This is a genomic window from Pseudomonas sp. 210_17 TE3656 (assembly GCF_054821965.1).
The window spans coordinates 41,695-65,947 of the sequence record NZ_JBTRBC010000001.1 but is presented as its reverse complement, the minus strand read 5'-3'; the positions used below and the strand labels follow the sequence as shown (position 1 = coordinate 65,947).

The 24,253-nt window shown below is 57.4% G+C and carries 27 protein-coding genes and 4 pseudogenes; 15 read left to right on the top strand and 16 right to left on the bottom strand.

Going from position 1 to position 24,253, the window contains the following annotated elements:
- The first annotated feature begins 70 nt into the window (after nucleotides 1–70).
- Nucleotides 71–1,096 carry an alpha/beta hydrolase family protein gene (locus ACVI9W_RS00355; protein ID WP_461528787.1) on the top strand — a complete coding sequence of 342 codons (1,026 nt, stop codon included), beginning with the start codon at nucleotides 71–73 and terminating at the stop codon, nucleotides 1,094–1,096.
- On the opposite strand, the gene ACVI9W_RS00350 is transcribed toward ACVI9W_RS00355, so the two are convergent.
- The 6 genes and pseudogenes from ACVI9W_RS00350 to ACVI9W_RS00325 form a co-directional block, all read right to left on the bottom strand.
- The gene (locus ACVI9W_RS00350) at nucleotides 1,090–2,280 is read right to left on the bottom strand and encodes an MFS transporter (RefSeq protein ID WP_461528786.1); all 1,191 of its coding nucleotides are present in this window, start codon (nucleotides 2,278–2,280) and stop codon (nucleotides 1,090–1,092) included. The two genes, ACVI9W_RS00355 and ACVI9W_RS00350, sit on opposite strands and share 7 nt — an antisense overlap.
- 126 nt (nucleotides 2,281–2,406) lie before the next feature.
- Entirely contained in the window at nucleotides 2,407–3,993 is a 1,587-nt protein-coding gene (locus ACVI9W_RS00345) for an ABC-F family ATPase (protein ID WP_461528785.1), read from the bottom strand.
- A 20-nt stretch (nucleotides 3,994–4,013) separates the two neighbouring features.
- Nucleotides 4,014–5,207: a tyrosine-type recombinase/integrase gene (locus ACVI9W_RS00340; RefSeq protein WP_422421692.1), complete on the bottom strand. Its 1,194-nt coding sequence runs from the start codon at nucleotides 5,205–5,207 to the stop codon at nucleotides 4,014–4,016.
- A gap of 217 nt (nucleotides 5,208–5,424) precedes the next feature.
- Complete coding sequence (locus tag ACVI9W_RS00335; protein ID WP_461528784.1) at nucleotides 5,425–5,886, bottom strand: hypothetical protein; 462 nt, start codon at nucleotides 5,884–5,886, stop codon at nucleotides 5,425–5,427.
- Between the two features lie 196 nt (nucleotides 5,887–6,082).
- Nucleotides 6,083–6,379 (bottom strand): annotated as a pseudogene (locus tag ACVI9W_RS00330) (phage protein NinX family protein); the annotation flags it as partial.
- A pseudogene (locus ACVI9W_RS00325) lies at nucleotides 6,380–6,676 on the bottom strand (DNA cytosine methyltransferase); the annotation flags it as partial. It abuts the pseudogene before it with no gap.
- 219 nt (nucleotides 6,677–6,895) lie between these two features.
- Between ACVI9W_RS00325 and ACVI9W_RS00320 the strand changes: the two are divergent.
- Both ACVI9W_RS00320 and ACVI9W_RS00315 read left to right on the top strand, forming a co-directional pair.
- Nucleotides 6,896–7,711: an MrpH family fimbial adhesin gene (locus ACVI9W_RS00320; protein WP_461528783.1), complete on the top strand. Its 816-nt coding sequence runs from the start codon at nucleotides 6,896–6,898 to the stop codon at nucleotides 7,709–7,711.
- Nucleotides 7,712–7,840: 129 nt separating this feature from the next.
- The gene (locus ACVI9W_RS00315; RefSeq protein ID WP_461528782.1) at nucleotides 7,841–8,221 is read left to right on the top strand and encodes a hypothetical protein; all 381 of its coding nucleotides are present in this window, start codon (nucleotides 7,841–7,843) and stop codon (nucleotides 8,219–8,221) included.
- Here the strand turns inward: ACVI9W_RS00315 and ACVI9W_RS00310 are convergent.
- The 4 genes from ACVI9W_RS00310 to ACVI9W_RS00295 all read right to left on the bottom strand — a co-directional run bounded on the left by ACVI9W_RS00310 (nucleotide 8,203) and on the right by ACVI9W_RS00295 (nucleotide 10,020).
- Nucleotides 8,203–8,559, bottom strand: a complete 357-nt coding sequence (locus ACVI9W_RS00310; protein WP_461528781.1) for a hypothetical protein — start codon at nucleotides 8,557–8,559, stop codon at nucleotides 8,203–8,205. The two genes, ACVI9W_RS00315 and ACVI9W_RS00310, sit on opposite strands and share 19 nt — an antisense overlap.
- Before the next feature lie 81 nt (nucleotides 8,560–8,640).
- Nucleotides 8,641–9,102, bottom strand: a complete 462-nt coding sequence (locus tag ACVI9W_RS00305) for a hypothetical protein (RefSeq protein ID WP_461528780.1) — start codon at nucleotides 9,100–9,102, stop codon at nucleotides 8,641–8,643.
- A 226-nt stretch (nucleotides 9,103–9,328) separates the two neighbouring features.
- Nucleotides 9,329–9,598, bottom strand: a complete 270-nt coding sequence (locus ACVI9W_RS00300; protein ID WP_461528779.1) for a hypothetical protein — start codon at nucleotides 9,596–9,598, stop codon at nucleotides 9,329–9,331.
- A gap of 20 nt (nucleotides 9,599–9,618) precedes the next feature.
- The gene (locus ACVI9W_RS00295) at nucleotides 9,619–10,020 is read right to left on the bottom strand and encodes a response regulator transcription factor (protein ID WP_461531769.1); all 402 of its coding nucleotides are present in this window, start codon (nucleotides 10,018–10,020) and stop codon (nucleotides 9,619–9,621) included.
- Between ACVI9W_RS00295 and ACVI9W_RS00290 the strand changes: the two are divergent.
- Nucleotides 9,998–10,180, top strand: a pseudogene (locus ACVI9W_RS00290) (lysis protein); the annotation flags it as partial. The gene ACVI9W_RS00295 and the pseudogene ACVI9W_RS00290 overlap by 23 nt on opposite strands.
- Nucleotides 10,181–10,290: 110 nt before the next feature.
- Here ACVI9W_RS00290 and ACVI9W_RS00285 read toward each other — a convergent pair.
- Nucleotides 10,291–10,698 (bottom strand): hypothetical protein, encoded by a 408-nt coding sequence (locus tag ACVI9W_RS00285; protein ID WP_461528778.1) that lies wholly within the window; start codon nucleotides 10,696–10,698, stop codon nucleotides 10,291–10,293.
- Nucleotides 10,699–10,945: 247 nt separating this feature from the next.
- On the opposite strand from ACVI9W_RS00285, the gene ACVI9W_RS00280 reads away from it, so the two are divergent.
- The 4 genes from ACVI9W_RS00280 to ACVI9W_RS00265 all read left to right on the top strand — a co-directional run bounded on the left by ACVI9W_RS00280 (nucleotide 10,946) and on the right by ACVI9W_RS00265 (nucleotide 16,773).
- On the top strand, nucleotides 10,946–12,412 hold the full coding sequence (locus ACVI9W_RS00280) for a DUF1254 domain-containing protein (RefSeq protein WP_461528777.1): 1,467 nt from the start codon (nucleotides 10,946–10,948) through the stop codon (nucleotides 12,410–12,412).
- A 59-nt stretch (nucleotides 12,413–12,471) separates the two neighbouring features.
- Nucleotides 12,472–13,959, top strand: coding sequence for a DUF1254 domain-containing protein (locus ACVI9W_RS00275; protein ID WP_461528776.1), 1,488 nt, complete (start codon nucleotides 12,472–12,474; stop codon nucleotides 13,957–13,959).
- A 439-nt stretch (nucleotides 13,960–14,398) separates the two neighbouring features.
- On the top strand, nucleotides 14,399–14,929 hold the full coding sequence (locus tag ACVI9W_RS00270) for a GrpB family protein (RefSeq protein ID WP_461528775.1): 531 nt from the start codon (nucleotides 14,399–14,401) through the stop codon (nucleotides 14,927–14,929).
- Between the two features lie 287 nt (nucleotides 14,930–15,216).
- The gene (locus ACVI9W_RS00265) at nucleotides 15,217–16,773 is read left to right on the top strand and encodes a diguanylate cyclase (protein WP_461528774.1); all 1,557 of its coding nucleotides are present in this window, start codon (nucleotides 15,217–15,219) and stop codon (nucleotides 16,771–16,773) included.
- A gap of 301 nt (nucleotides 16,774–17,074) precedes the next feature.
- Here ACVI9W_RS00265 and ACVI9W_RS00260 read toward each other — a convergent pair whose 3' ends face one another.
- Nucleotides 17,075–17,542 (bottom strand): VOC family protein, encoded by a 468-nt coding sequence (locus ACVI9W_RS00260; RefSeq protein WP_461528773.1) that lies wholly within the window; start codon nucleotides 17,540–17,542, stop codon nucleotides 17,075–17,077.
- A gap of 563 nt (nucleotides 17,543–18,105) precedes the next feature.
- Here ACVI9W_RS00260 and ACVI9W_RS00255 point away from each other — a divergent pair.
- Nucleotides 18,106–18,558 carry a hypothetical protein gene (locus tag ACVI9W_RS00255; RefSeq protein WP_191832965.1) on the top strand — a complete coding sequence of 151 codons (453 nt, stop codon included), beginning with the start codon at nucleotides 18,106–18,108 and terminating at the stop codon, nucleotides 18,556–18,558.
- Nucleotides 18,559–18,974: 416 nt separating this feature from the next.
- Nucleotides 18,975–19,466, top strand: a complete 492-nt coding sequence (locus tag ACVI9W_RS00250; RefSeq protein ID WP_461528772.1) for a GNAT family N-acetyltransferase — start codon at nucleotides 18,975–18,977, stop codon at nucleotides 19,464–19,466.
- Nucleotides 19,467–19,589: 123 nt separating this feature from the next.
- On the opposite strand, the gene ACVI9W_RS00245 is transcribed toward ACVI9W_RS00250, so the two are convergent.
- The gene (locus tag ACVI9W_RS00245) at nucleotides 19,590–20,129 is read right to left on the bottom strand and encodes a hypothetical protein (protein ID WP_342622622.1); all 540 of its coding nucleotides are present in this window, start codon (nucleotides 20,127–20,129) and stop codon (nucleotides 19,590–19,592) included.
- A gap of 173 nt (nucleotides 20,130–20,302) precedes the next feature.
- Between ACVI9W_RS00245 and ACVI9W_RS00240 the strand changes: the two genes are divergently transcribed.
- The 3 genes and pseudogenes from ACVI9W_RS00240 to ACVI9W_RS00230 form a co-directional block, all read left to right on the top strand.
- Nucleotides 20,303–20,509 (top strand): hypothetical protein, encoded by a 207-nt coding sequence (locus ACVI9W_RS00240; protein ID WP_461528771.1) that lies wholly within the window; start codon nucleotides 20,303–20,305, stop codon nucleotides 20,507–20,509.
- A gap of 103 nt (nucleotides 20,510–20,612) precedes the next feature.
- A complete protein-coding gene (locus tag ACVI9W_RS00235; protein ID WP_461528770.1) occupies nucleotides 20,613–20,762 on the top strand; it encodes a hypothetical protein in 150 nt (49 codons plus the stop codon).
- 56 nt (nucleotides 20,763–20,818) lie between these two features.
- Nucleotides 20,819–20,959, top strand: a pseudogene (locus ACVI9W_RS00230) (DUF2514 family protein); the annotation flags it as partial.
- On the opposite strand, the gene ACVI9W_RS00225 reads toward ACVI9W_RS00230, so the two are convergent.
- Nucleotides 20,938–21,528, bottom strand: a complete 591-nt coding sequence (locus ACVI9W_RS00225; RefSeq protein ID WP_461528769.1) for a hypothetical protein — start codon at nucleotides 21,526–21,528, stop codon at nucleotides 20,938–20,940. The pseudogene ACVI9W_RS00230 and the gene ACVI9W_RS00225 sit on opposite strands and share 22 nt — an antisense overlap.
- 151 nt (nucleotides 21,529–21,679) lie before the next feature.
- Between ACVI9W_RS00225 and ACVI9W_RS00220 the strand changes: the two genes are divergently transcribed.
- Entirely contained in the window at nucleotides 21,680–21,886 is a 207-nt protein-coding gene (locus tag ACVI9W_RS00220; protein WP_461528768.1) for a hypothetical protein, read from the top strand.
- 245 nt (nucleotides 21,887–22,131) lie between these two features.
- Here the strand turns inward: ACVI9W_RS00220 and ACVI9W_RS00215 are convergent, their stop codons facing one another.
- Both ACVI9W_RS00215 and ACVI9W_RS00210 read right to left on the bottom strand, forming a co-directional pair.
- Nucleotides 22,132–22,431, bottom strand: coding sequence for a hypothetical protein (locus tag ACVI9W_RS00215; protein WP_461528767.1), 300 nt, complete (start codon nucleotides 22,429–22,431; stop codon nucleotides 22,132–22,134).
- Nucleotides 22,432–22,562: 131 nt separating this feature from the next.
- Complete coding sequence (locus ACVI9W_RS00210; RefSeq protein WP_461528766.1) at nucleotides 22,563–23,717, bottom strand: fimbrial protein; 1,155 nt, start codon at nucleotides 23,715–23,717, stop codon at nucleotides 22,563–22,565.
- A 265-nt stretch (nucleotides 23,718–23,982) separates the two neighbouring features.
- Here ACVI9W_RS00210 and ACVI9W_RS00205 point away from each other — a divergent pair, with 265 nt between their 5' ends.
- Nucleotides 23,983–24,189: a hypothetical protein gene (locus tag ACVI9W_RS00205; RefSeq protein ID WP_461528765.1), complete on the top strand. Its 207-nt coding sequence runs from the start codon at nucleotides 23,983–23,985 to the stop codon at nucleotides 24,187–24,189.
- Nucleotides 24,190–24,253: the final 64 nt, after the last annotated feature.

Here is a 24,253-nt window from a genome sequence, read left to right as displayed (position 1 = left end):
CGCGCCGTCATGCCTCGCTCTATGCTTGATCGGTACCTGGCAGCTGGCCCGCCGGGCAGGGTGAAAGCAGATGGGCAAATTCGCGCTGTTGTGGATGCTGTGCTGGCTTGGCATTGCAGGCATTGCGCAGGCTGAGCCGGCGCAACACTGGAGCGTCGGCTTGCACCGTCTGGTGTTCGCCGACCCGCTGGATGGGCGAGCGATGCACGCACTGGCGTTCTATCCTTCCAGCGGCCCCGCGCGCATCAGCCGCATTGACGGTTATCGGGTTGATGGCAATGAAGGTGCGCCGATTGCCATTGGCCGCTACCCACTGTTGATGCTGTCTCACGGCAATACCGGTACGCCGCTGGCCTTGCATGACCTGGCCAGTGCATTGGCGCGTCGCGGTTTTGTAGTGGTGGCGGTTACCCATCCGGGCGACAACGCCCACGATCACAGTCGCCTGGGCACCTTGAGCAACCTTTATGGACGGCCACTGCAAATCAGTGCCGCGATTACCGCAAGTCTTGCCGACCCTTTGCTGGCTCCCTATGTCAGTGGTGACCAGGTGGGTATGATCGGTTACTCGGCGGGGGGGGAAACCGCCTTGATACTGTCCGGCGCTCAACCTGATCTTGAGCGCCTGCGTCGTTATTGCCTGGAGCGGCCGCTGGACGCCGATGCCTGCAAGACCAATGGTGTGCTGATCGCCGATCGTGCCGACCTGAGCGCCGAGGCCGATCCGCGCATTCACGCATTGCTGCTGATGGCACCGTTGAGCTTGATGTTCGGCCGTCATGCCCTGGCCCAGGTGAAGGTGCCTGCATTGATCTACAGCGGCGACAAAGACCAGTTGCTGGCCATCGACAAGAATGCCCAGGCACTGGCGCGCAAACTACCGGTGACACCCAACTACCGGCTGTTGGCCGGGGCCGGGCATTTCGTCTTCATGGCACCGTGCGACGAGGAACAGCGTGAGCACATGGCAGCGCTGTGCAGTGACCCCGACGGAGTCGACCGTGAAGGTATTCACTTGTCATTGCAGGCTGAAGCTGCGCACTTCTTCAGCCGCACCCTGGGTCGTGCCGGCCGCCTCAATACTGCAGATCAGTAACTGCGGGCACGACGTGACAGTACCAGCGTCAGGCCTACCCCGGTCAGCGACAGCAGCGCGGCGATGCAGAAAATCCAGGCATAGCCCAGGTGCAGGGCCACTGCGCCCATCAGCGGTCCGGCGATGGCCAGGGCCAGGTCGAAGAACACCGCATAGGCACCCAGGCCAGCACCGCGGCTGGCCACCGGCACTTGTTTGATGGCTTCCACACCCAGCGCCGGATACACCAGCGACAGGCCAAAGCCGGTCAGCCCGGCGCCAACCAGCGCCAACGACGGGCTGGGCGCCAGCCACAGCAAGGTCAGGCCCAGGGCTTCGGTGCTCATGCAGACAATTGCTACCTGATAGCCGCCGAAGCGATTGACCGCATTGACGAACAACAGCCGCGAGAGAATGAAGCACAGGCCAAAGGCGCTCAGGCACCAGGCCGCGCCGTACCAGCCTTGCTCTAGGTAGAACAGGGTGACGAAGGTGGTCAATGTGCCGTAGCCGATCGAAGCCAGGGTCAGGCCCATGCCACAGGGGGCAACCCGGCCGAATGCCGCCCAGAATGGCAGGCGCTCGCCTCGCACCACCGGCATTGAGGGTTTGTTGCGGATTACCAGCAGGGCCAGTGAGGCCAATACCGTCAGTATCAGGCCGAGGGTGGCAAAATTGATCTGGTCCACCAGCAGCACACCCAGCGGCGCGCCGATGGCAATCGCGCCGTAAGACGCAATGCCGTTCCAGGAAATCACCCGGGCAGTGTGCTCGGCACCCACCGCGCCGATGCCCCAGCTCAAGGTGGCGACACCGATCAGGCCTTGGGCAATTCCCAGAAACAGACGCCCGCCGAGCAAGGCCAGCAGGCTCAACAGCGGCACATTGACTGCCAGCGCCGAGGCGAAGGTCAGTACGCCGCTGACCGCAATACCGAGCAAACCGTAGATGATTGCCTGCCGCGTGCCTTTACTGTCAGCCACACGCCCGGCGAACGGACGGCTGAGCAACGTCGCCAGGTACTGCAGGCCAATGGTCAGGCCGGCAATGACGGCGCTAAAGCCCAGTTGGTCATGCACGTAACCCGGCAACACCGCAATCGGCAGGCCGATGCAGAGGAAGGCAATAAAGGTGTAGAAGACGATCGCAAGGATCTGCAGGGTAATCGAGAGGGTACTGGCAGGCGCGGGTGTTGACGCGGACATTTGCTCGTTCGCTGGCGGGCGGTGGGAGAGGGCCCATGATCGCTGGCGGCGAGGATAAAAGAAAGCAGGCTAACGGATTTTCCAAGCATCGCAGGGCAAGTCGAATCGACTTGCCCTGCGACAGTTTTAAACCACTACACCCTGACTGCGCAGGTAGTCATCGTAGGTGCCGCTGAAGTCCACCACACCGCTCGGGCTCAGCTCGATGATGCGCGTGGCCAGCGACGATACGAACTCACGGTCGTGGCTGACGAAGACCAGCGTACCCGGATAGTTCTCCAGCGCCAGGTTCAGCGCTTCGATCGATTCCATGTCCAGGTGGTTGGTCGGTTCGTCCATGATCAGCACGTTAGGCTTTTGCAGGATCAGCTTGCCGAACAGCATACGGCCTTGCTCACCACCGGAAATCACCTTGACCGACTTGAGGATTTCGTCGTTGGAGAACAGCATGCGGCCCAGGGTGCCACGGATCACTTGCTCGCCCTGAGTCCACTGGCCCATCCAGTCGAACAGGCTGACGTCTTCTTCGAAGTCGTGAGCGTGGTCCTGGGCGTAGTAGCCGAGCTCGGCGCTTTCGGTCCATTTCACCGCACCGGCATCCGGGGTCAGTTCACCGACCAGGGTGCGCAGCAGGGTGGTCTTGCCGATACCGTTGGGGCCGATGATCGCCACGCGCTCGCCAGCTTCAACGGTGAAGCTGAAGTTCTTGAACAGAGTCTTGCCGTCGAAGCCCTTGGACAGCTGCTCGATAGTCACAGCCTGGCGGTGCAACTTCTTGGTCTGTTCAAAGCGGATGAACGGGCTGACCCGGCTCGACGGCTTGACTTCGGCCAGCTGGATCTTGTCGATCTGCTTGGCACGCGAGGTAGCCTGCTTGGCTTTCGAGGCGTTGGCCGAGAAGCGGCTGACGAAGGTCTGCAGTTCGGCGATCTGGGCTTTCTTCTTGGCGTTGTCCGACAGCAGCTGCTCGCGCGATTGGGTCGCGGCGGTCATGTATTCGTCGTAGTTGCCCGGGAACAGACGCAGCTCGCCGTAGTCCAGGTCAGCCATGTGGGTGCACACGCTGTTGAGGAAGTGACGGTCGTGGGAAATGATGATCATGGTGCTGTTACGCGCCGTGAGAATGCTTTCCAGCCAGCGGATGGTGTTGATGTCCAGGTGGTTGGTCGGTTCGTCGAGCAGCAGCACTTCAGGATCGGAGAACAGCGCCTGGGCCAGCAGCACACGCAGCTTCCAGCCCGGTGCGACTTCGGTCATCGGACCGAAATGCTGTTCCAGCGGGATACCCAGGCCCAGCAGCAGCTCACCGGCACGGGATTCGGCGGTGTAGCCGTCCATCTCGGCGAACTCGGTTTCCAGTTCGGCAACGGCCATGCCGTCTTCTTCGGTCATTTCCGGCAGCGAGTAGATACGGTCGCGCTCGGCCTTGACCCGCCACAGCTCTTCGTGGCCCATGATCACGGTGTCGATCACGGTGAATTCTTCGTAGGCGAACTGGTCCTGGCGCAGTTTACCCAGGCGCACGTTCGGCTCGAGCATGACCTGGCCGGCGGAAGGCTCCAGGTCGTCGCCGAGGATTTTCATGAAGGTCGACTTGCCGCAGCCGTTGGCGCCGATCAGGCCGTAGCGGTTGCCGTTGTTGAACTTGACCGAGACGTTCTCGAACAACGGCTTGGCGCCGAACTGCATGGTGATGTTAGCGGTGGAGATCAAAGGGCTTACCTATCAATAGCTTACGTCGCTGGCATTGCGGCTGATACCGATTTGATACCAATTTGCAGCTTTTCCAGCTCGCTCCAGTCGGAGCTTGAGTTAATCCAACGCGCATACGTCGACAGCAGCATTTGCACGCTGTGGCCGAGCTGTTGGGAGATAAATGCGGGGTTGAGGCCAGACATTAAGCATATTGTCGCATAGGTGTGGCGACAGTTGTATGGCGGGCGGTAACGAATCCCCAGTTCTTTCAGTACCGGACGCCACTGATGATGGAGGTCTGAGGTCTGCTGGACGAACTCAGCATTCTTTGATGGCGGGAAAATGAACGGTGACTCCGTGACCCGCCCCTTTCCTTTCCTGCGTCGCTCGGCATAGTCCTTGGCAAATTCGAGCGCACGCAAGGCCCTCTCGTTGAGAAGCACGAACCGGTCTTTGCCGGTCTTGGTACGCTCAACCACCTCGCCCAGTGCGACAGTGCGCCGTATATGGGCAATCTTCTTTTCCAGATCGACGGCGTCCCACCGCAATGCCAGGCCCTCCGACAGGCGCACGCCAGTGAAAAACACGAACTCGAAGAAAGCCGCATAGATCTGGCTGGGCCAGTGCGGGTGGTCGTAAAGCCTGGTGATGATCTCGTTCGCTTCCTCCAGGGTGAACGGGTCGATCTCTTTCTTGGTGCGCTTGGGCAGCTGCAGTGACTCGGCAGGGTTCCGGCTGATCAAGCCATCTGTTGCCGCTGACCGCAGGATCGTGGACAGTTTGACCAGCGCGTTGCGCTTGACGCCCGGCGAGCTCCATTCGATCAGGCTGACAATCTTGCGCACCATGGTAGTGGTGATGAGATCGACCCGAACAAGCGCGAAGTGAACCATCCAATAGTTGTTCAGCGCACTTTTGTAGTTCTGGTAGGTGCCCGGGGTGATCTCTCGGCTGTCCAGCCAGAGCTGCGCGTACTCGCCAAACGTCGGCTTACTACCCGCGACGGTCTGTGAGCCCGGGAAGAGCTCGGCGTACTTGTCCTGGTCCAGCAAGCCGAGCTTGTTGAAGCTGACTACCTGATCGCGCAGCTGGGATGCAGCCTTGATGCCCTTTTGTGTCGCGGGATAAGGGAGCGTTTCGCATCGACGGACACCGTCCCATGTGAAACGAATCCGGAGGGAGTTACGGAAGATTTCGACCCCACGGGGTAAATCCATTGGCTTTCCAGCCATTCGTCATACCTCTTTTTGCTGTAAATGATCCGTCCGCCGTGCTTCATCCATACGCCCTGAGGAATTTTTCCCTCCAGGCGCCGGTGCTCCAGGGCACGCTTGGTGCAGCCGATCAATTCGGCCATGAGCTTTTCGGTGATCTTGTCGACGCTACCGGTGGCTTCGGTTTCCATGGGATAGGCTCCACGCCGCGCATGGCGGCAGAGGTGGGGAGGGGTTAAGTTGAGGGCTTGCTGCTCTGGCGTTTTCGAGCAGCAATGACCAGGGCCTTGGAAGCGCTGGCAAGGCCGCCTACCACATCCTCTGGCAGGATGGCGGTATTGCAGTGAGGGCAGAGTGGCGCCATTGTTTTACTGCGCCAGGCCTCATCCATGACTTTGGCAGCACGGCTCCTGATCTGGAACTTCTCGGCTTCAGCCAGCTCTGCTGCGCGCCGATTGATTCGGTTCGTGCCGGCGCTGAAGACCTGCACGAGCCCCATGAAAGCATCGAAGGGCTCGACCTCAGCCTCGCAGTCGCTGCACCAGACGCGGCGCTCTTTGTCGTCGTAGACCAGATTCTTGTGCCGGCAGGTTGATGCAGGTCGGCGGGTCAGGCCCCGGGCAACTCGCAGATCCTCGATCTGGACGACCTTCACGCCATATGTCCACTCCTGCGGTTCGATTGGCGCATCACTCATCGTGAACCTCCTTGGCCGCGCCGAACGTTCTCTTTAAGCGAGTGCCCGTGATTCATCTGGCGAAACTCGGTGCAGATCACCACTGCGTCTGATCCGTCCCTGCGGTGCACAGGCATGGCGCTGAAGTTGAGGCCGCTGCAATCATTCAGCCGCTTTGAACAGCCTTTACACCGACCACCCTTGGGGTAGTAGTTCGTCATAGAGTCAGCCCCTTCGGTACCTGGACAAACAAGCCGGCCTTTGCGGCAACGATGGTGCGGCACGCAGCCTGCAGGGCAGAGTCTCCGGCCTGGGCAATATCGTTGCCGCCACCGGTGATCCAGGCTGCCCACACGTCGCCGACGCTCTGCGGGCAGTGCAGGCTGATGTTGTGCTTCTCGATCAGCGGCCCGCCTACCTGCCAATCAACAGTTGGCTTGTAGCGAACCGGGAACATCCCTTCTTGCTGGATGAACACCCGGGCAGGGACGCCGTACTGCGCCGACACCACTGACGGGTTACCGCCCTTGGCCTTGCTGTGGTGGCGGCAGTCTGGCGATGCCCAGAGGATGCCCACGGGCTGGCCCTTGGTAGCCAGAATCGGGTCAACCTCAAATACGTCGGCCACGTAGTGCTCGGTTTCCGGGTGGTTGGCGCGATGCACAGCCAGGGCAATCGGGTTGTGATTTACCGCCACATCTGGTTCGCGATATGCCTGGGCAATACCGCTACTGGCGCCGCCACCGCCGGCGAAGAGATCGACAACCAGCTCTTTCTCAAAGGGCAGAGCGAGGGGAGTCATACAGGTCATGTTGTGGTCCTTGCGTGCAGGCGCCGCCCTCGCCGGGGTGGCGTGATTCGTTGAAGTGGGAGGGTGGTTCAGTTCAATCGGAGAGGTGCAACGGGGTTGATGCCAGGAGAGCACCTGACAGCTCTCGGAAAATTCCTACAAATGCTACGGCAGATTCCTAGATAAAAAGCAAAAAGTGCCTAATAGAATTAGCCGCTAATTTTTTGTGTAGGAGCGAATGTGTTGAAGAGTAAAAGACCTTACTGGACTGCGCTTTTGTTTCTACTCTGCTTCGTAGTCAATGCTGCACATGCCATTTCTATCGAATTTAACAAGAGTCAGTATGAGCCAGGTGGAGCTCGCTATTTTTTCACGGTCAATAGCTGGGAGGGTGGCGGCCATAGGGTTTGTACTGATATGACAGCTAGTTCATGTGGTATATATTTGGTTGGCGCGCAGGGGCCTGGTGACCCCTATGCTATGGTGCTCAGTACCTATAACTGGGAAGTAAAGCCAAAAACTTCCATGACGGACATACGCAACCAAATGAAAGGTTTTTCAATTCCTTTTCAGGGAAGCTTATTTGTTCCGAAAGATAGTAGGGTTAGTGATAATTTTTGCATCAGCTTTGCACACGGGTACAGATGGCCTGGAGTGGGAGGTGCAATTGGGCCAGTTGGGCCTTGCGCGAAAGTAACAAAGCCAGCACTGCAGTGCGAGATCAAAGGAAATACTACGATTGATCATAATAACGTCAGTGATGCTGCTATTGATGGTAATGAAGCCTCAGTCACTCTTCAGTTGACATGTACTGGAACGTCTAGCGTAATCGCCTCTGCAAGCAAGGAAAACACTTCAGGCGTTAAGCTTAGAGCGGACGGCAGCTTGTACTCCAAACTCACGATTGACGGTAAAGCCCCGGCAAATGGTGTTCCAGTCAAGGTTGAAGAAGGTTTGCCTACTCCTATCTTTATCAAATCAACGCTAAGCAGCAATGGAACCGTGGAGCCGGGGCCTTTTTCCGGATCTACAGTGCTGACCATTTCCCCACCTTAGGCGCAGATGTAGTCGTTCATGGCTTTCCCCATGCATGCGCCGCCCTCCGTGGCCGGATGCGGCATGGTGGCTATTTAATGTGGGAACGTGTTACATGGCGCCAACTAAACGAGCTAGGAAGGCGTTGAAATGCGTATTTTGGTGGTGGGAGCTGCGGGCTTGGTGATGATGTTGTCATCTGTCGCCATGGGCGAGCCAAGTAACAAGCAGCAGCGAGAGAAGATTGATCGCTGTTCAAACGCAGCATATTTGGCAGTAATGGTCATCGAGGCCACTGTCGACCCCGATCTGCATCCGTCATTCATTTCTTCAGCTATGACTGCGCTGAAGAAGAGCCCAGGCATTGGTAAGACAATGCCAAGCGAGGGCGAGGTTGTTGGCGCCTATACCTTGGCCTTGAAAGTTTCAGAGGGATTGTCCCGCCCATTTGATAAGCGCAGTCATGATTGGCTGATTGCGCAATCGGCATCGGGCTGCACGTTGTGGGTGCCTTACCCGGAGCAGGGGTGAATGATCTCGTCGCCAGAGTCACGCTTCAGCTCGGCCCGACTGGCTTGCTCAAACTGTCGCGCTAGCTTTGGCGATATCTCAAAAGCTGGCGCGTCAGGTTGTTGTAGTCGGCGGGCTTGCTCATCTGGTGAGGCAGCCAGGAACGACCGGTGAAGGTTCTGCAGAAGCTCCTGCAACTGGGTATAGCCATGAGCTTTCATCGCCTCGACCATTCCCGCCCGAGTCCCGGCAGCCATTTCCACTGGCAACGTCTCGATGCCAAACCGCTCCGCTTCGGCCTTCTTCCTCTCGCGGTAGTTCGCCGAGTGCTTGGCTGCTCCCGTCTTTTTCTCGGCCATTGCCTGTGCCTCTCAAGCCGCTGGGCGGCAGTTTGATCCATTGCTGGCGCCGGCCATGCCGGGCCCGATTGCTGATTCGTCTCATGCCGCGACCTTCACCTGTCTCCAGGCGCCGACGGCATCGAACACTGCGGCGGCCTGCGCCTCTTCAAGCGTCAGGTCCGTCGGAATTGCGATCCATCCGGCGGCCACGATGTGCTGCGGGTTGCACTGAGCGCGCAGGTCCGTGTGGGCGGCCTCGATCACTTCGGTGAGATGCGAGGCCAGGTAGTTGCCCTGGGGAGCGACCTCGACAGACTTGCAGTACTGCTCGCCGCCGGCGCCAACGCACATAACGCTCAGGTAGATGGTCCAGCGATGCGGGATATCGCAGACCGCGTCGACGATCTGGCGGCTCCGGATACGACTGCAGTTCTTCCAATTGACTAGGCACTGCTGGCCGCTGGGATCGATGTTCACCACGGCTACATGGTTGGTGCCGAGCAGCGCCCGGCAGGCACGCTCGATCCGGGTCCGCATGTTGTGCGGTTTGCGCTTGCTCATAGATCCTCCGCGAGCTTCCGCAGGACTGCGCGCTCTGCAGTGCTTGGCCGGCGGCGCCGACGCTTCAGGATGGTTTCGGGGTCGACCCTTGCTGATCGTGCCGGTAGGGGAGTGCGCTGGTAGCCTTCGACCTCAGTGGCCTGGCCGCCGGCGGCGAAGAACTTGTCGATGCTCTCGTTCAGCCGCTCAAGCACTTGAACGCGCGGGTCTGGGATAGGGCCGCCGATCATTGCCGTCCCACCAGCTTGCGCGTTGCAGCTGCCTCCATCGCGTCAACGAACTGCATCGCAGCCTGGTACTTGTAGGCGAAGCCCTTGGTCGTACCGGTGGCGATCTCGACCACATCCCAGGTGCCGCCCTTGCTCACAGCCTGGAACAGTGGGGCGGGGTGGCCAACCTTGGCGCGCGCTTCGGCTCTTACTTCCTTGCTGCGCTCGAGCAGGGCCGCGAGCACGGCAATCTTCTGCTGAAAAGCAGGATGCATTGCTGTCTGCATGGTGTCTTCCTCAGTTGGGATCAAGCGTGCAGGTCGAACGATTCGGCCTTGCGGATGATTCGGACCTGGGCAACACGTCGCTCAGGCACGCGGCGGTCGCGGCGCATTGGGTCGACATCGCCCATGGCGGCGTGCATAGCCATCAACCCGGCCAGTGCGATGCACAGCGGGCTGATGATCTGTTGGCGCATGGCCTTGGTGACGGCCTCGATGCGGCGGCCGGCTTCCAACTTGAAAAGCGCGGCCTCGATGCGATTGGCCACGGTGCCTGGAGTGACCGCCATCTGGCGGGCGATTTCTTTGGTGGTGAGCCCTTGAGCCACCCACAACAGTGCTTCAAGTTCACGGGGTGCCAGCGCCTTTCCGAGCTGACCAATCCATGAGCCACAGGTGATCGTTTCCCCGAGTGGTGGCGGTGGGATGCCAACCACCACCGGCCCCGGCGGCGTGGTTCATGGCGCCGCGCGAGCCGAACTTGACCCAGCGCATGCTCAACGAATTGTCGCCATCACCGGTGACGGTGACGAAGGACTGAAAGCGCTCCAGGCCTGCCAGGCCTATGTGCATGAAGTTATGCGGTGAGTTGAAATTTGCAGTCCTTGTCGATGCCCTCCACCGGCCGCTTTCGACCCATAGGAGACGTTCATACCTGAGATGACAGATCCGTCTCCGCCGGGTGATTGCCCGTGAATCTAAGCGTCAGATTCTTTTTTTGCCAGCCTGATGGCTGTAGTCATATGCGGTACAGCGTAGGCCTTGTACCAATGATTCATTCCTGCAATAGCTTTTTGAGCTGGTGCCGTGTCGGCTGCTCCGACCAATTCCGCACAAGCCTGCGCCATAGAGACAAGAATGCGGGCTGTTTCGGGAACGTAGGGAAGGTCATTTCCAGCTTCATGACGCTCGCGAATGATCTGGTAGCGAATGTTTTCCGGCAGCGTCCAGGCACTGATTAAAAACTCCTGAACGGAGTAATCTACGCCTTTGATTTCCACGGTCGCAGAGCGATGTTCTTCATTGAATCCTGCCGTTTCGATCTGCTCACAGCTATCGATGACAGTGTTCATCATTTCTCGAATTTGTTGCCAATCGGTTTTCATTCGAACTCCTTTTCAATGTTGTCTTTCAGCAGGATACGTTGAGTGTGTTTCTGTGGACAGGTGAAAGGCAGCTACCAACCCAAAGCGGACGTTCGACAGCTTTCCCCAGTCCCCTTGCTGTGCGGCAGACACGACCTAGACTCCTATCGTCATGGAGCCCCTGATGTAGAGCGTGAGTCTCGCTTGAGCACCCACCGTAGTAGGCATCTTCGCCTCCCAAACGCCGACAAAACCAAGGATGTCGAAGATGCCTCATTCGCTCAAACTGCTGTGTGCTGCACTCCTGGCGCTACCGATGGGGGCGCCTTTGCTTCACGCCGCCGAACCGGCTCAAGCTACCTCGCCGCAGATCACCCAGCCTGCCAACGATGTAGTGATCCACCCCGCGTATGCCAAGGCCATCGCCCGGATGGCCTATCTCTGGGGCTGGCCGATGGTGAACATGCTCAATCGCAACGACACCATCACCAAGGCACCGCATCCCGGGCTGCTGGGCGGCATTCTCCCCGTGGCACCGCGTGGCCGTCTGGCTATGTTGCACGACTACATCACGCCGGCGGAAACCTTCGTCACCTGCCCGAACCAGGACGTGGTCTACGGGTTGGGCTTCTTCTCGCTGGACGACGAACCGGTGATCGTTCAAGTACCGGATTTCGGAGACCGTTTCTGGGTCTACTCGATCTACGACCAACGCACCGACCAGGTGGGCGAACTGGGCAAACCCTATGGCAGCAAGCCGGGCTTCTACCTGCTGGTGGGGCCGAACTGGACGGGGGATAAGCCTGCGGGCGTGGAGGCAATCATTCGCAGCCCTACGGTGCTGGCCAATGCCATCCCGCGCATCTTCATGGACGACACCGCCGAGGATCGCGCAGCCATTCAGGAAAAGGTCAACCAGGTCGCCTTCTACCCGCTCAAGGACTTCGACGGGAAGATGAAGACCATCGACTGGAAGAACACCCCGGACATCCCCAACCCTAATGCTGCCAAGGCTAGTGGCGGAGAAACCAAATGGGTGATTCCGGAGAAGTTCTTCGACCAGTTCCCGAAGGTACTGGAGATGGTGCCGCCATTGCCCGGGGAAGAAGCGCTCTACGGGCAGTTCCGGCTGCTGATGGACGCCGCCGCAAAGGACCCCGAACTCAAGAAATTGCTGGTGCAGACTGCGGTGGAAGCGGAAAAGGACATCATCAAGCCATTCTTCGAGTGGAAACATAACGGTCGACCGGCCGGCAATGGCTGGAACCGCTCCACCAACAATGCGCAGTTCGGCATCGACTACTTCAACCGCACCGGCACCGCCAAGTCGAACATGTTCGACAACCGTCCGACGGAGACCCAGTACTTCTACACCGACTTCGACCAATCGGGCGCGCCACTCAACGGCACCCACAGTTATGAAGTCACCTTCGCTGCCGGCCAGGAACCGCCCGTACAGGGCTTCTGGTCGCTGACGCTCTACAACGAGAAGCACTTGTTCAGCACGAACACGCTCAACCGCTACTCCCTGGGTACCAAGAACAAGGACCTCAAGCGCAACGCCGATGGCTCGCTCACGGTCTACATCGGCCCCTCCACACCCGGCAAGGATAAGGAAAGCAACTGGCTACCCTCGCCGAAGGAACCCATCTCGCTCTATATCCGCGCGTATTGGGGTAAGCAACCTATCCTGGATGGCAGCTGGCAGCCGCCCGTCATCAAGAAAACCAAGTGAAGCGATGGTCGCTCGGCGGCGTCAAACACGCACCGACGCATTTAAACAAGGAGATTCAGATGCGCTCGATAAACCGGTCTTTCGCGGTTTCAGCACTGGCGGCTGCGTTGGCGTTCATTCCCATGGTGCAGGCGGCCGACCTGGCGCCCGCCTCACCGCTGATCAAGCAGATCAACAACGGTAACTGGCTCGATCCCAAGGAGGCCGAAAGCCTGCGTGACGAGCTGTACTACCAGCGCGCGGTATTCACCTACATGACCATGCTGCCGGCGCTCAACACCATCGGCATGAAGGATGGATCGGAGAAGGCCTTCGGTGCCGGCTACAACGTGCTGCCGATCTGGAAGCAGCGCATGGATTCGCGGACCATGGTACCCACGCCCAACGCCGACGTGATCTACTCCATGAGCTACCTCGACTTGAAGCAGACCGGCCCGTTGGTGGTAAAAGCGCCCGCCAACGTCATTGGCATGTTCACCGACTTCTTCCAGCGCACTCTCACCGACGTAGGGGCCATTGGCCCTGATCGAGCCCGTGGCGGCCTCTATCTGTTGCTGCCACCGGACTACAACGGCCCGGTGCCAAGCGGCTACTTTGCGGTCAAATCACGCACGTATAACGTGTTCCTGTTCTTCCGCACGGTCATGGCTAAGGGTGACGGCAAACCCGACCCGGCACCGGCGGTGAAGAACGCCGAGTCGACGCGCGTCTACCCGCTCTGGGCAACCGAAAAGGACGCCAAGCCCATGGAATTCCCTGATGCCAGCGGCAAGTCGCTGGACATGATGTACCCCGTCGATAACACCTACTGGAGCAAGCTCAAGGCCTTCGTCGACTATGAGCCGGTCGAGGCCATCGATCCGGAGTTGCGGGGTGTGCTGGCGTCCATCGGCATTGTCAAAGGGCAGCCCTTCGAACCGAACCAGAAACAGAAGGACCTGCTGAAGAAGGCGGTGGAAACCGCACCGAAGATGATCCTGGCGAACCGTCAATTGGGGCGCGATGACAAGCGCAACCTCTACTACACGGACCGCCAGTACGAGAACACCTGGGCCGGCGGTACCAATGACTGGATGCAGGAAAGCTACCTGGATGTGAGCCAGCGGGCCAACTTCTTCCAGTTCGCCTATTCATCGGCGCCGGCGATGGTCATGCACACCACGGGTGCCGGTTCGAAGTACCCGTTCACGGGGCGTGATAAGGATGGCAAGTTCCTGGAAGGCGGCAGCACCTACAAACTGCGCTTGCCACCTAACCCGCCTGCCGCGCTGTTCTGGGCGGTGACCGCCTACAACATCACCGATGGCACCATGCCGCAAACTAGTCAGCTACTGCCGTCCACCAACGGCTATTACGACATTCCTAAGCAGCAGGACGACTCCATCGAAATCTGGTTCGGCCCGGAGAAGCCAGCCGATGTAGCCGACGCGGCTTTCATTCAAACTATTCCAGGGCGCAACTTTCTCGTGGCGCTTCGTCTGTACGGCAGTGAGGACGCCTTTTACGATCAGACCTGGAAACCGGATGATGTCGTGAAAGTCAAATAAGGAACTGACGTGTGCTGGCGGACAATGTTGGCTGCCAGCGTTCAGTTCGATGGCCGCTCATGGCCGATTACACTGTTGTGAAGGGCTGCAACCGACCCGAACGCGACATTCATCCATCAACTACAAAGCGGTCTATGATGTTTAAGTCCATGGCGCCCAGCAGGATGACAGTTCCGCTTGTAGCCACCCTCAGCACATGCGTGCAGATCATGGTGGTCGACACATCGTTGTGGCCGAGAGCAAGTTCGGCGCCCGCTTGCAGTAAGTTGGTGGCAAAGCTGTGGCGCAGGGTCTGACCAGAAACTGGCTTGCAAATGTCCGATTAGGCTGCAGCCTCTTTGAAAGTGCGTTGCAACCGTTCTTCAACAAGGGGGGCGTGACCTTCGACACTCGATGGCCGTCTCGGGTGAGTTCAATCGTTAGTTCCAAGGAAAGAAGAATGATCGGCCTGAAAAGAAATGCTGTACAGGTTGTCGCTTATTGCACGGATTGGCGCACTCTGTTCGAGCAAGAATGGCGTGTCCTGCACCAGCACATTGGGCATCTCGTGCTGGACATCCAACATGTGGGCAGCACAGCAGTGCCCGGTCTCGACGCAAAGCCCATTATTGACATCGCCGTGGCGGTGGTTTCCAGTATGGAAATTTCCCAGTGTCGACCGCTGCTCTGTGCCCTGGGCTATCTGGATCGAGGCGATGGGGGCATCGATGGGGAATGCCTCTTCGTGAAAGAATCGGCTCCTGAGGTCCGGACGCATCACCTACACATTGTTAGGAGAGACAGCCCGCTATGGAGTAACTACCTCCGGTTCCGGGATGTCCTGAGAACTGACGATATGCTCCGTCGCAAGTATGCGGCTCTGAAGAGGGCCTCACAAGAACAGTTCTCGCAAGATAGAAAGGCGTACACCGCATCCAAGCATGCATTTATTCAGGACACACTCAGGCAAAAACAAGGTGAACAACCGTGAAGCTGACTGCTTTTGGCCGTTAGCCGACCTCGGCCAACGGCCGCTATGGGTCGGAAGCAGCCGTTCCCGTATGACCGCTACCGACCCTAAGCGGCCGGTGCCAGCGACCCCGATGGCTCACAGGATTAGCCGTTGAAAGGAGGGGAACTAGCGAAATAATCAGCGATTACTGATGGTTTCTACGAAGTCGTGGCGCAAGGGGCCATCTCTTTGGGAATTGCAACTATGCTCTGAAATCGAGAGGTGAGACCCGGTTTTGGCGTTCCCCCTGTAAAAGAGGGCATAGCATGCGAATCAGGCTTTTGCCCATTGGTTTGCGCGGGCTGATTTTTTTCGTTGTCTTACTGTCTGTCCTGGCTACCCTCGCCAATGGATTGATCGTTGCCTATCGAATTCAGCGTGACGCTTTGATTCACTCCGCACAAGTAGCCAATAGCGCCTATGCGGCCAAAATGGCTTCCAGCATCGGTGAGTTCCTAACCGCGGCACAGAGCCGACTGAAATACAGCGCCGACGTCTTGTCGACGCATTGGGACGATCCAGTTGCCCCGCGGGCCGAGGCCATGCGATTACAGGCCCAGGATGCAGATTTCAATTCCATAGTGATTGTTGATGATCAGGGCAAGGTGCTTCAGGTCTATCCAGATACCCTGCAAATTACCGGCTCCACTGTTCGTCCCGATGGCCTTCAGTTCGTCCTTGCCCAACAACGTCCCTTGATCAGTGCGGCCTACTTGTCCGTGACCGGCAATTTGGTCGTGGCGATTTCGCAACCGATATTTAACGTGTCCGGGCAGTTCATCGGTGCAATCGGTGGTTCGGTGTACTTGCGCAAGCAAAGCGTGCTCCACAGTGTCATCAGTAACCACTTTCATCAGGAGGGCACTCTGACGTTGGTGGTCGATGGCAACCGACGCCTGTTGTACCACCCGGATCAAAAGAGGATTGGTGAGGAGGTAGCTGACAATGGGGCGGTAGCTGCGGCTTTACAAGGGAATGTGGGGGCAGTGCAGGTTCTAACTAGCAGCGGCGCCCCGATGCTGACTGGTTATGCGCCGGTTCCATTGGCAGGTTGGGCGGTAGTGGTGCAATTGCCTGCCGAACGTGCGCTGTCCACGTTGGGACAACTATCGAAAGAGGTGTTTGAGGGAATGATTCCTGCGGGCATTGTCGGCCTCGGCTTTATTTTCGCTGCCACGGCGTTGATCGCACGGCCTTTGCGTCAGCTTTCGGCAATTGCCCTGCAGTTGGCGGCGATTAACACCACCACACAACTACAACGGGTCAATGCCTGGTACCGTGAAGCCTCGGCGATCCGTGGGGCAATGTTGACCGGCGTACAGTCGGTGCAACAAAAGCTTGGTCGGCTTACTCAGGAGGCGCAGAGCGATGCCCTGACGGGGTTGGCCAATCGCAGGGTAATGAGCGGCGTACTCGACTTGCTTCAACAAGCCGAAGAGCACTACTCAGTGCTTTCACTGGATATCGATCACTTCAAGCGCATCAACGATACCTTCGGACATGACGCAGGCGACATCGCGCTTAAGTACATTGCGGAAATTCTCAAGCGAAACTCCAGAACCGGTGATCTGGCGTGCCGTTCTGGCGGTGAAGAATTCACCTTGATCTTACCTGACACAACACTAGAGGTAGCAATCGCCATCGCTGAGCGGATTCGGGAAACCATTGCTGCCAGCGAGGTTCCAGGTGTAGGGAAACTTACGCTCTCCATCGGGGTCGCTTGCCGATGCACTGAGTCACCCACACCAGAAGCGGTATTGAGACTGGCTGACGAGCGTCTTTATCGTGCCAAGGGTGAGGGCCGAAATCGGGTCGTTTCATAGTGCCCTGTACTCAAGCGAGCATTTCATTTTTTGCTAGACACCGGAAGTGCAAGCCCCTTGGGTAGAAAGCATCGTAGGTTCAATTGCCGAGCGTCCGCTTCTGGCCGTTCTCTGTCGGTCGCCTTTTCGGTTAGCTCAAGTCAGTCTACCGATTGTCGGTTGAAGGCCCCGTTCCTGAACTGTGACCCCAGCGGAACCCCAGCCAGAAACGACAAAAGCCTGGTTGATCGTAGGTCTTTGTTTTTTATATGAATTTCGTGAGTATCGCCCACAAAAAACCGGCTTGTTTGGCCGCTAGCTTCTAGCCACGAACCGCTGCTTCGATTTCGGCAATGTCGATTTTCCTTTGCTTCATCATCGCCGCCATCGCCTTGGCAGATACATTCTTGTCGGCACTTGTCGTCAGTTCCGTCAACCGTCGCGGGAAGACCTGCCAAGACACTCCGTAGCGATCCTTCAGCCAGCCACAGACACTCTCCTCACCGCCATCCGCGGTCAGCGCTACCCACAGCCGGTCGGTCTCCGACTGATCGTCCGTAGCGACCGAAATGGACACCGCCTCGGTCAGCGTGAATACCGGCCCTGCGTCAAGGATCTGGTACGGCACCCCGCCCAGCGAGAAGTTGATCACCGAGAACGCGCCGTGTCCGGCATCGCCAGAAAAGATCGTCTCGACCCGGCTTCCGGGGATCAGAGAGCAGTAGAACTCTGCAGCCTCTTGGCCTCGCCCGTCGCGGAACCAGAGGCAGGTGCGGATTGTGCTGGACATAATCTTGTTCCTCCTGTGAGTGGATCGATTACTGCGGTCTAACTCTAAATAGACCCCACCACGGGCCTGGTGGATAACATTCCTTGTTCTGTCGTCTATCCCTGACTAGGCCGGGCAATGTGACAGTCGGACGACCACTGAAGGGGGGTTATACACCATGGACCGAAAGCCCAATCTGCTCAATCAGTTCCGGCAGTAGACCAAGCATAGCTACTCATTTGCTATCGCTCCGTCCACGGGCTGCTTCTGGCCGTTTGCTGCCTGTGGCGAACGGACGCTTTGGGTCGATAGCGTACGGTCGCGAATGAGCGCTATCGACCCAAAGCTGCTTCTAGCCCTTTTCCGAGCATGCGCCGCCCGCTGCCTGTCCCTCAAACAAAACGTGATAACAATCAGCACTGATGCTAGACGGTCGCGGCGCATATTCAGCCAACGCATCCCGGATAAACCCGCTCCTGCAACAGCGCGTGCTACTGCCAATCAGGCAAAGCATCTGTCTTGCGACTAGCTTTACCTCGAACACGAAAGCCTCAGCCCACCGCTCAACCAGGTTAAGGTTCGTTATGACTCAAAAAATCGATCTGACGATCACCCGCGATTACCTCAATCCGTTTGCCTCGCCGGACAACCCCAAGCTAAGCCCCGAGTTGGTGGACTACCTGTCTGATAGCGCCTGGTACCACCCCGAACTGTGTCTGCACATTCGCTGCCCGGAAGATGAGCAAGAACGCCTGCAACAAGCCATCAGCAATACCTTTGCGGAAAAGAGCGAACAACTCAGAGGGGATATCCGCACCCAACGGCTGGTAGCGCTGACACTCCTGGGCTTGGCACTAGCCTTGGTGCTGGCGGGAACGGCTCTGGGAATTGAAGGCACCATCCCTGTGGGAGTCGTTACCGTCACCGCGTGGATGCTGCTCTGGCGTAGCGCAGAGATATTTTTTCTGGATATCCGCAGCATTAACCGGCAGTTGCGTAAGTATCAGCGCATCGCCAGCGCACCAAAGCAGTTTTGATCGAGTTTGATCGTTCCCACGCTACGCGTGGAATTCATGCCAGAGTTCTGGCGAGCTGAAAATCCGACTTTTTCAACTGATGACTCATTGCTGCCCTGCATGAAGGGCAGCTTTGGGTCGATAGCGGCCGTTCATGAGTGGCCGCTTTCGACCCAAAGCTGCCGGTGGCGAAAGGAAGCAATCGGCCAAAAGCGGTCAAAAACAATCATCCAACAATGTCGTCCCGGTCAACAGCTTCGGAGTGCTTAGCTACGCTCTAGGGCGTATATGCCATGACCAGCGTTGAAGTCGTAGCGTATCCGTTGAAGAGCGGATGCGTGCGCCGCGATCGCTGTATGGCGCGTTTTTATTCAATCTGTGTCTAACATTCTCCTATTGACCGCCCTACCATCGGCCGCTCCGTCCAGGTGCATACGATGAAAGATATTCCCGGCAACATCGATTTTCCAGGCTTGACGGCCCGTCGGCTAGGGCCAAATGACCGTGAGATCATTTGTGTGCACCGTGAAACGATGTTCCTTGAGGCGGGAGGAGACCCATCGGAGTTGCGGGTGATGACTGAGCACTTCCGGCCCTGGTTGCACCAGCGCCTATTCGATGGCCGCTACTACGGTTTTGCGCTGATGGACACGGGGCAGCCTGTGGCGGCGATAGGTCTGATGAATATCGACTGGCCACCTCATCCGTCCCATCCGGCCTTAGACCAGCGCGGCTATGTGCTAAATGTTTTCGTCGAACCTGCTTACCGGCGCCGGGGCCTGGCTTCAACCCTGATGAAGTTGGCTGAAGCCGAATTTGCGCAACGCGGAATGAGTTTTGCCGTACTACACGCGACCAAGGCCGGCAAGCCGGTGTATGAAGGACTGGGCTGGGCGAATACATCTGAGATGGCGAAAACCGTTTCGTGATTTGACTGCCTATCTCAGGAGCCTGGTCGCCGATTCTAGCTGTTGATGAAAGGCTGCTTTGGGTCGGAAGCAGCCGTTCCCGTATGACCGCTACCGACCCTAAGCGGACGGCCGAAGAGGCTGCTAATCATGAAGTAGTTCACCCGTCACGTAATCAAACCGATAGATAGACATGTTGAAATCAACGGCCTCGATGTAATCCGCGGTTAAGCAAAAATTTTCAGAGAATATGTCTGCGCCAGAGACTTGCCAGATTATGACGCCATCCATGGACAGGCGAGTAATCTCCAGTTCGCCGTGTGAAAGGAGAGCACCTTGTTGGTTTTCATAGTGGATGCCAAAGCACGTTGCGCTGTCGACCTGAACGGACCAGAGAAGCTGATAGGGAAGCTCTAGCGACAAACAGGCGATGTGGTCGCCGACGGCCAAATAGAGCTTGTCGTCGAGCACGAGTACCGAATGCTTATGGATTGCGGTGCATCCTCCCCCAGCACCAATTACCAGGATGCTGACTCCATTTAATTTCACACCATGGATAGACGTGATCGACTTGTCCGTAAGGAGGATCTCGAGAGCATAGGGCTGTGCGTTGTCAGTGGAATTAAACGAGTAAGTAGGCTCGTCAACTATTTCGATCAGCCCGCATGAGGTGTGCATGTCCATATGATTGCTATTTTCTGGCCCGTTTACGATCAGATTATGCCTCAGGTTGGATCTTGAAAGCCGTTGAGAAGGAACGTCCGCTTTTGGCCGATAGCTGCCGTTTGCATGAAGGAATGGGCACTCCAATTACTTGAATCCTATACTGCCCTGACCAGATAACAGGGAGCTGGATCATGGATGACCTGGAAGAAAAGATCGCCGCCGGCGAGCCGCTGATGCAGCAGGCAATGGATGCGCTTCGCCGTTACCACGAGGCTCGGGATTCTCTTACGCCAGTGGAGGAAGTGGAGCGGTTGCGCCTAGAGGCTGAGTCCTTGTTTGAAGCTGTCCATGAGTATCAGCGCCGCGCCCTCGGTTGGCCTGTGCATCCACTCCACTGACAACGTCGCAACTCCGCGAAAGCGAAGAGCACCATCAGAGGCCAGGGAAATGAAGGGTTCGACAAATGAGGCAGCGACGGCGGAACTGTTGATGGAGCAAGCTATGGCCGCGCTGCGCCGATATAACGAGGCCAAAGGCCACGCTTCTCCGGAGGAGGTGGAACGCCTTGGGCTTTGGGCGGTTTCGCTCATGGCGGAAGCTCAGGAGTATCAGCTGCGGATGTTTGGCGGACCGATTCATCCACTTGATTGAGCTCACCATGGTTAGTTGTGATGCGGCTCCGGTGGATTCCCGCCCCATGTCGATGGGCTGCCACCCGCGCCGCCATGGTGCTCTCCGACCTGCTCGCACGGGCTGACGCTCGAGCGGGAGAATTGGCGAAAGCTTATGACCGAGCCCGAATAGCCGGCCTGGCTTGCGAGATGTCCTATTCTTCCCTGGTCAAATGATCTTTCAAGTGAAGGACCACTGCTGGGAACTGTATATGCCTGCTATCAACTTCTACACCAGTGGTGAAAAGATTCGGAAGTTCTAGGGAAATTTTCGGATTAGGGCAATTTGGAAGGGGCTCCAGCTTCTGTCGCATTTGGTAGCTTACGAAAACACTACTCGCCAATAGCAGAATCCAAATCAGCGTGAGGCCAATTGTCAGGTAAGGACGCTTTTCTGACCAAAATTTCTCCCATCCCAGTCCATCGACTCCAAGTGCGCACTCGCATTTACGCAAGTATTTTCCAACCGCAACGACGTGGAGGTAGGTGAGTATTCCAAAGGCAAACGATGCACCTACGAAAGCTGGGGGGATCCAAATGGCGAAGGCCGCCATATCTTTCGGAAAGGCAATGCAATCATTGCTTCCTGAAAACCCACCGACTTTAGAGAGAAGCCAGGCATATAAGACGGAGCTGGCGATGATGGAGTTTCTGAACAAAAAACCAATTCTGGCTAGAAGTGCGGAGATCTCGGCCTTCAGCTGCCTGAACTCCTCAAGATGGAATTCAAACTGTTTGTCGTTCATGTGACCTCCCTCGGCGCGTGTGCAACTCGCACCTCGCTGAAATCAGTGTAGGTCGAAACCAGTAAGTCAGAATTTGTGCGACCTGGCTCGGAAAGCCGGCCCGGCGTGCGAGCTCACCTATACTGCCTGGGAAAATAACAGGGAGCAGGGCATGAAGGATCTGGAAGAGAAGATCGCCGCTGGAGAGCCACTGATGCAGCAGGCAATGGATGCACTTCGTCGTTACCACGAGGCTCGGGACTCTCTTACGCCAGCGGAGGAGGTGGAGCGCCTGCGGCTTGAGGCTGAGTCCCTGTTTGAGGCGGTTCATGAGTATCAGCACCGCGCTCTTGGCAGGCCTGCGCATCCTCTCCACTGACAATCTCTCAACTTCGCGAAAGCAGCGCCATCAGAGGCCAGGGAAATGAAGGGTTCGACCAGCGCAATGGCAACGGCAGAACTGTTGATGGAACAAGCACTGGATGCGCTTCGCCGATACAACGGGGCCAAAGGTCGCGCTTCACCGGAAGAGGTGGAGCGCCTTGGGCTTCGGGCGGTTTCGCTCATGGCTGAGGCTCAGGAGTATCAACTACGGATGTTTGGCGGGCCGATACATCCCCATGGCTAGGGCGGTTTCCCGCCCCATGTCGGTGAGCAGCCGCCCAGCTGCTTGTTCATCAGCGCAGCGTTTTCTACGTGAAGCCTAGACACATCCGAGCTAAGCCGTTTGATCCTGTCATTCAGCTGGGTGATGTGCTCGGCCTGATCCTGATTGATCGCCACCAGCTTCTCGATGTTCTTCCGCGCCCGGGAAAGGTCGTGCTGTAGCTGCTCGTTCTCTCCCTGGAGCAGAAGAGCATGCTGCTCAAGCATTTCCATGGGCGTGGGCATGCCCAGCGAAAAGCTGTCGTCGTCGATGATCACGGTGTCACCTACCAATACTGTTTTTATATACAGTATTTGAGGCAAGCCAATTCTGACCAGCTCAGGGTGACGAACTGCAGAGATCTCCGATCGATGGCGAGCGCTGCATCACCTTTCTGTGCCTTCCCTAATTACTGATAGGACAGGGTGAAAACTGCCGATGCATTGGCTGGGCCTGGTGTGACTTTGCTTGATGTCTGCAGATACCGGGCGCGCAAGGGGATGGTGTAGCTGGACTCATAGTCACGCAAATAAACATTGGAGTCGCGCACCGTCGCCAGCGGCAGTGGGATGCCGTAGCCGTCGGCGATCTGCACGCCAATACCTGTTGCTGCGGGTGCGGTGCTGGAACCACTTGGGTCAAGGCTAAGCACCCCATTTCCGGCATTGATCGCAGGACGAGCCGGATCGATGCGCAGCTGCAGCTTGTTCTGAGTAGGGTATCCAGGGTAGCCATCACCACCCGGATCTTCGCCCCCTTGTGAAATCCAGCTTGAACTGCTCTCAGCGTAGATGCCATGAAAGGCTGGGCAGTTGTTCAAGGCAATGTTGAAGTCTTTCCAGTCGCTGGCGCTGCCCACCCTGGTAAAGGTTTTGCTCAGATGCGTACCCATCGGTACCACGACATCGGGAGTTTTGCAGGTGTTCGCTACGATTTTAATACTCCCCGAATGGCCCACCCTGTAGAGCAACATCCGCGCGTCACCAAAGTAGCCCTCCAGCGTGAGTCGAGGCAAGCGGTTGCCCCGAAGAACACCGGGGCTGACATCGCCGATCTTGATTAGGATCAGTTCGAAGGAGGACTTTTCACGCGATACGGCCTGGACACAGTGGTGGCCCGCAGTACAGGTATTGGCACATGATGGAGAGCCCGGAGCACAACCGACAGGGTTTTTAGACGTGGTCATTGGCAGCACACCGTCCAGTTCATTCTTGAACACCACCCCTATACCAGGGATATCGGTCTTGTAGACCTTGTTGGCGTAAGGGCCCGTTGACCAGTTGGCCTTGGGATATACGGCGTTGACGGTGTACTCGAACCATCTTTGGAATGGCGCGAATTCACAAATCACTGTAGACCTCTGGCCTGCAATGACCATGAAGGTCTGGCGAAACAACTCCGTTCCCAGCGGCACATCCCGGCCTACGGTGATCGCCGAAATCTGCAGCGGCATTATCCCATCAGGCGGCTCGATACTTTCATATTTGCAGGTGACTGCCATGGCTGATGCGGCCATGCTCCACAATGCCGCGGCGGTCAGTACTGATCTGATCAGCGAACCCATGTTCATAACTTTACCTTTTGCATCGTAGCGGCCGGCGCATTGCTAACTATCTGGCTAGCCGCATGACATTCCCTATAGTTGGAAGAGATGCTATCAGCGCCAAAAATGAAACAAATAGGAATGGGACTAAAATTGAATGCAGGGAGGCTGAGGATTGGTTTTGCGAGGGTGCTGGTCAGAGGCCTGTGCGTCTATCGTGATGAGGCGGCCCTGGTCAGGTGTACGGCCGTCCATACTGCCCTGATCAAATAGCAGGGAGCAGGGTATGAACGACCTGGAAGAGAAGATTGCTACCGGTGAGCCGCTTGTGCAGCAGGCAATGGATGCACTTCGCCGTTACCACGAAGCTCGGGACTCCCTTACACCTGTGGAGGAAGTGGAGCGCTTGCGGCTGGAGGCAGAGTCACTGTTCGAAGCAGTTCACGAGTACCAGCGCCGCGCCCTCGGTTGGCCTATGCATCCACTCCACTGACAACCGATTAATTCTCCTTTGCATCCTTCCTTGCCCCATTGCTCTGAAACATTAACTATAGGCG